The following is a 2,199-nucleotide window of genomic DNA, read 5'->3' as shown; positions in this document are numbered from 1 at the left end:
CGACGATCACCTCGGTTCCTGCTCGCTGGAACTCGATCAGCAGGCGCAGGTGATCAGCCAGGAAGGTTATTACCCGTTCGGCGCCACCGCCTGGTATGCCCGAGGCAACGAAGTCGAGGTCGATTACAAAACCATCCGTTATTCCGGCCAGGAAATGGACGACAGCGGGCTGTATTACTACGGCGCGCGTTATTACGCGCCCTGGCTGCAACGCTGGATCAGCGCCGACCCGGCGGGGGACGTGGACGGGCTGAACCTGTATGCATTTGTCGGGAACAATCCGCTGCGATACACCGATAAAAACGGACAAGCGCGATTCGACGAGGTCATCTACAACTACGCCAATTTCGTGACTGTGCTGGAGGGCTATGCCACGCAGACCCTGGCGCAGCTCGACAACGTGTTCCACCAAACCGATATCGCCATCGACCTGCTGAAGAACTTCACCGGCGAATCCATCAATGCCGCCATCGGTTTCCTGGGCGGCTTCTACGGGGCTCAAGCCGGCGGCGTCGGATTGCCCGATGCGCCCCACTCCGTCAACTTCACCAGCCAGGGCAAACCGCCTTTTTCCGAAGGCTTGACCGGCGGCAATCTGGGCGCTGAACTGGGCGGCGGGGCGAGTGGCTCGACGCTGCCAATGTCGGGACTGATCAGGCCGCTGATACCGCAGACAACGCAAATGAGCATCGCGGCCATTGATCGCCAGCTCGGCCTCTCTGCGGATGAAGGCCCTGACTGGCTGGCGGGCGCGACGAATATTTTCCTCAATAACGTGGTGGGCTCAGTCGTGCCCGGAATCAGCGCTGTGCTTGCCATGGGCTCCAGAGTCCAGGAAGCCGAGGACATGAAAAACCGCCTGGACCCGGCCAAAATCATGAAAATCGAGCGGATGCTGGACGAATGGCAAACCGTCGACAACCAACGCTACGCCACTGCCGACGCCGCATTTGATATCGCCGGGGCCGACATCATTTACCCGGCGACGCTGTTTCCCAATGTCAATGGCATGACCGACAGCAGTCTGCTTGAGCCGATCCTGCGCAGCGCATTGAAACAACAACACGCCAGGACTCAGGATCTGATCACCCGCGCCAAAAGCGGCATGGCGCACTACAAGGAAATGGGCACGACCGATAACCAGTTCCTGTTAAGGCAGGCACGTGACGCCCATCGGCAACGGGAGAAAAACTGAACGGCACTCGGTGCGCCGCACCGCGATTGCGCAGACGCCTTTCTGGAGCGACGCCCTGTGAGCCCAAGCCTGCATGCACGCACCCCAAACCTGATCGCCGTTGACGGCCGGGGCCTACCGATTCGCCAAGTCGCCTACTTGCGCCAGCTCATCGGCGGGGCGCAGCAAACCCTTGTCACCCGCCAGCGGCATGACGCGGCCGGGCGCCTGCTCGAACAAACAGACCCACGGCTGGCGCCCAACACCCCCAACCTGACCTCGGGGCATCACCTTTCAGGCGCCCTGCTGAAGATCGATTCCGTCGATGCCGGCTGGCGCTTGAGCCTGCTCGGGTTGGCCGGTGAAGAACTGCAGCGCTGGGATGCACGCGGCGGTCATTGGCGCATCACCTACGACGGGCAGTTACGCCCGCTGGATGTCGAGGAAAACAGCCAGCCGCACGTCGAACGCTTTGTCTACGGCGATGCCTCGGCAGACCCCATGTGCAACTTGCGCGGCCAGATGACCCAACAGCTCGATCGATCCGTCACCCTGACCTTCAACAGCTACAGCCTGCTCGGATTGCCACGGCATGAAACCCAGGCGCTACTGGAGGGCATCGACTACCCGTCCAGTCGAACGTACAGCCCGCTCGGCGTCTTGCTGAGTCAGACCGATGCCGCAGGCCATCAGCAACAGTTGCGTTACGACATCGCCGGGCAGCTTCACGAAGTGCAACTGCGGCTCAAAGAAGACGTGACCTGGAAACAGGTTCTGAAAAGCGCGCAGTACGACGCCGCCGGCCGCCTCATCGAGCAACGCGCCGGCAACGACGTGCTCAGCACCTGGACCTTCGACCCGGCCAATGATCGCCTGAGCACGCAACGCGCTCGCAAAATCGGCGGATCGACGTTGCAGGATATCGAGTACTTCTACGACCCCGTCGGCAACATTACCCGCCTCGAGGACCACCTCTTCGAGCCCATTCATTTCGCCAATCAACGTGTCGATGGCCACCGCGACTT

The 2,199-nt window shown here is 61.3% G+C and carries 1 protein-coding gene and 1 pseudogene; both read left to right on the top strand.

The window, feature by feature from the left end:
• On the top strand, window positions 1–1,195 hold a 1,195-nt coding region (locus tag ACQKP4_RS28915; RefSeq protein ID WP_427637426.1), incomplete at its 5' end, for an RHS repeat-associated core domain-containing protein.
• Between the two features lie 57 nt (window positions 1,196–1,252).
• Window positions 1,253–2,199, top strand: a pseudogene (locus ACQKP4_RS28910) (toxin); the annotation flags it as partial.

The organism is Pseudomonas sp. NPDC086278 (assembly GCF_050280905.1).
GTDB lineage: Bacteria > Pseudomonadota > Gammaproteobacteria > Pseudomonadales > Pseudomonadaceae > Aquipseudomonas.
The sequence above is the reverse complement of the archived record's forward strand: the minus strand, read 5'-3'. Positions and strand labels throughout refer to the sequence as shown.